4 protein-coding genes are annotated in these 3,930 nt (G+C 60.9%); all 4 read left to right on the top strand.

All coding sequences use genetic code 11. The annotated features are described in order from the left end of the window. Positions 1-506 (top strand): SDR family NAD(P)-dependent oxidoreductase (locus AC1DVH_RS27360; protein WP_477756423.1); only part of this gene is annotated, 506 nt, incomplete at its 5' end. A gap of 100 nt (positions 507-606) precedes the next feature. Continuing rightward, complete coding sequence (locus tag AC1DVH_RS27355) at positions 607-1,905, top strand: MFS transporter (RefSeq protein ID WP_056723308.1); 1,299 nt, start codon at positions 607-609, stop codon at positions 1,903-1,905. A gap of 17 nt (positions 1,906-1,922) precedes the next feature. Next, the gene (locus AC1DVH_RS27350) at positions 1,923-2,771 is read left to right on the top strand and encodes a transketolase (RefSeq protein WP_477756422.1); all 849 of its coding nucleotides are present in this window, start codon (positions 1,923-1,925) and stop codon (positions 2,769-2,771) included. Next, complete coding sequence (locus tag AC1DVH_RS27345) at positions 2,768-3,790, top strand: transketolase family protein (RefSeq protein WP_056723312.1); 1,023 nt, start codon at positions 2,768-2,770, stop codon at positions 3,788-3,790. The genes AC1DVH_RS27350 and AC1DVH_RS27345 overlap by 4 nt, the downstream gene beginning before the upstream one ends. Positions 3,791-3,930: the final 140 nt, after the last annotated feature.

The following is a 3,930-nucleotide window of genomic DNA, read 5'->3' as shown; positions in this document are numbered from 1 at the left end:
TCGACATTCTGGTCAACAATGCTGGCATCACCCAGCCTCTCAAAACCCTGGATATTCGCCCTTCGGACTACGACAAGGTGCTGGACGTAAGCCTGCGCGGCACCCTGCTCATGTCCCAGGCAGTGATTCCGCTGATGCGCCAGCAGTCCGGCGGCAGCATCGTCTGCATGTCCTCGGTTTCCGCGCAACGAGGCGGTGGCATTTTCGGCGGCCCTCACTACAGTGCCGCCAAAGCGGGTGTGCTGGGCCTGGCCAAAGCCATGGCGCGGGAACTGGGACCGGACAAGGTGCGCGTCAACTCCATCGCCCCCGGCTTGATCCACACCGACATCACCGGCGGCCTGATGCAGGACGACCGTCGCCACGCGATCATCGACGGCATCCCCCTGGGGCGTCTGGGGGAAGCTCAGGACGTCGCCAATGCGGCCCTGTTCCTGGCCAGCGACCTATCCTCTTACCTGACCGGCATCACCCTGGATGTGAACGGCGGCATGCTGATTCACTGAGTACACCTGGGCGGGCCTGCCCGGCCCGTGCGGTTCTGGATCGACGATGCAGCCGGGCCTCGGGCCCTGGCGGTCAATAAAAACAAGAGATCGAACCATCATGACAACCCTGTCGCTCGAAGCGGTTTCGACCGTGCGCTCCTCCGCCTACCGTAAAACGGCCTGGCGCCTGATGCCGTTCCTGATGCTGTGCTATCTGTGCGCGTATCTGGACCGGGTCAACGTCGGCTTCGCCAAGCTGCAAATGATGAACGACCTGGCCCTCAGCGAAACAGTCTATGGACTGGGCGCGGGCATGTTCTTCATCGGTTACTTCCTCTGCGAGGTGCCGAGCAACATCATCCTGCACAAGGTCGGCGCTCGGGTCTGGATCGCCCGCATCATGATCACCTGGGGCATCGTCTCGGCCCTGTTCGCCTTCGTCGAAACTGCCTGGCAATTCTATGCCTTGCGCTTTCTGCTTGGCATTGCCGAAGCCGGCCTGGCGCCGGGCCTGTTGCTGTACCTGACCTACTGGTTCCCGTCCTACCGCCGTGCACGCATGACCGTGTTGTGGTTCATCGCCATTCCGCTGTCGGGCATGGTGGGTGGCCCTCTTTCCGGCTGGATCATGAACCACTTTGCCGGCCTGCACGGTTGGGCCGGCTGGCAATGGATGTTCGTGCTCGAAGCTGTGCCCACCGTTCTTATCGGCTTGCTGGTACTGAGCTACCTCAAGGATGGCGTACATCAAGCCACCTGGCTCGATGACGACGAAAAAGCACTGATCCGCCGCGAGCTGGCCGAGGATGACCAGCAGAAAATCACCCATGCGTCGGTGGGCGAGTTTATTCGCGACCGTCGTCTGTGGTTGCTCGCAGGCATCTACTTCTGCGTTGTAATGGGCCAGTACGCGATCACCTTCTGGCTACCGACACTGGTACGCAACGCCGGGGTTTCCGATCCGCTGCACATCGGTTTCCTGACCAGCCTGCCCTACCTCTGCGCCATCGTGGCAATGCTGCTGGTCGGTCGCAGTGGCGACAAACACCGCGAGCGACGCTGGCACCTGATCGCCCCGATGATTGCCGGCGCACTCGGCCTGACCCTCGCCGCATTGCTGGGCGGCAATATCGTCCTGTCCATCCTGAGCCTGTGCCTGGCGGCGTCCGGCATTCTGTCGGCGACGTCGCTGTTCTGGATGCTGCCCACCACATTGCTCGGGGGCGTTTCCGCCGCCGCGGGCATTGCGGCAATCAACAGCTTCGCCAACCTCGCCGGGTTCTGCTCGCCTTACCTGATCGGCTGGATCACCACACAGACCGGCTCCAGCGCCATCGGCATGTACCTGATCACCGGTGTGCTGGTGAGCGGCGCCCTGCTGGTCCTGCGCATTCCCGCCGCCCTGGTCAATCGTTGAGTTAACGGAGTTTCATCATGACAACCCAGTCTTCACACGCTTCAAGCAAGAGTCTGGCGCAGCGCGCCCACAATATTCGTCGTCACTCGCTGCGCATGGGGCAAGTCCAGGGCCAGGGTTATGTCGGCCAGGCCCTCGGGGCGGCCGACCTGCTGGCCGTGTCCTACTTCCATGCGTTGAATCTTAAGCCTGAGGACCCGGAATGGGAGGAACGTGATCGCTTCTACCTCTCCATCGGTCACTACGCCATTGCGCTGTATGCCGCCCTGATCGAAGCCAAAATCATCCCGCTCGATGAACTGAAAACCTACGGTTCGGACGACAGCCGCCTGCCGATGTCGGGCATGGCCGCCTACACCCCGGGCATGGAAATCACCGGGGGCTCGCTGGGTCAGGGCCTGGGCATCGCTGTCGGTGCCTGCCTGGGTCTCAAGCGCAAAGGCTCGGCCTCCTTCGTCTACAACCTGCTGTCGGACGGCGAGCTGAATGAAGGCTCGACCTGGGAAGCCGTGATGTCGGCGGCGCACTGGAAGCTCGACAACCTGATCGCCATCGTCGACGTCAACAATCAGCAAGCCGATGGCTATTCGAGCGAAATCCTGTCGTTCGAACCCATTGTCGATCGCTGGCAAGCGTTCGGCTGGTTCACCCAGCGCGTCGATGGCAACGACATCGATGCACTGGTCGCGGCATTCGATGCCGCTCGCCATCATCCCGGCGCCCAGCCACGAGTGATCATCTGCGACACCAAAATGGGCAAGGGCGTGCCCTTCCTGGAAACCCGCGAGAAGACGCACTTCATTCGCGTGGAAGAGCACGAATGGGATCTGGCACTGAACAATCTTGAAGAAGGAAAAAACCAATGAGCAATGCCGCAAACACTCCGACTTCGACTGCCGAGCCGATCAAGAAGCGTCTGACTACCTCGGCGATGATCGCCTCCATTGCTTCGGAAGGCCAAGCCACCAAGTCGGCGCCTTTCGGACATGCATTAGCCGCGCTTGCCGATCAGCGTCAGGACATCGTCGGGCTGTCCGCCGATCTGTCCAAGTACACCGACCTGCACATCTTCGCCAAGGCCCATCCCGACCGTTTCTATCAAATGGGCATGGCCGAGCAATTGCTGATGAGCGCGGCCGCCGGCATGGCCCGAGAAGGCTTCGTGCCGTTTGCCACCACCTACGCGGTGTTCGCTTCGCGCCGTGCCTATGACTTCATCTGCATGGCCATCGCCGAGGAAAACCTCAACGTCAAGATCGTCTGCGGCCTGCCCGGCCTAACCACCGGTTACGGCCCAAGCCACCAGGCTACGGACGACCTGGCGATCTTCCGCGCCATGCCTAACTTGATGATCGTCGATCCGTGCGATGCACTCGAAATCGAACAGGCCGTGCCCGCCATCGCCGCGCATCAGGGGCCGGTGTACATGCGTTTGCTGCGCGGCAATGTGCCGCTGGTGCTGGACGAGTACGGCTACAAGTTCGAGATCGGCAAAGCCAAGACCCTGCGCACCGGTAACGACGTTCTGATCATCTCCACCGGCCTGATGACCATGCGCGCACTGGAAGCCGCCAAGGCACTGCAAACCGACGGCGTCGATGTCGCCGTGCTGCACGTACCGACGATCAAACCCCTGGATGTGCAAACCATTCTTGCCGAGGCAAGGAAGCCAGGTCGGCTGGTGGTCACAGCAGAAAACAGTTCGATCATTGGCGGTCTTGGCGAGGCCGTTGCAGGGGTGCTGCTGCGTAACGGAGTGACGCCAACTTTCAGGCAGATTGCTTTGCCCGACGCGTTCCTTGACGCAGGTGCCCTGCCGACGTTGCATGATCGTTACGGAATCTCAACTCAAGCCGTTTGCGCACAGATTAAAGGTTGGCTGTAACCGCACTCCAAAGGCACCTGCCCCCAGGTGCCGTTCAACTCGATGCAAGTTAGTAAACTTCCTCAGCCTCTAACGTCATGACTATGAAACCAGACGGGCTTCCTGATTCGGTAGCTCAAAGCAATCACCTGCAACGAGAG

This window comes from Pseudomonas sp. P4_C3 (assembly GCF_056402075.1).
Note: the sequence above shows the minus strand (reverse complement) of the source record. Positions and strands in the feature narration are given on the sequence as shown.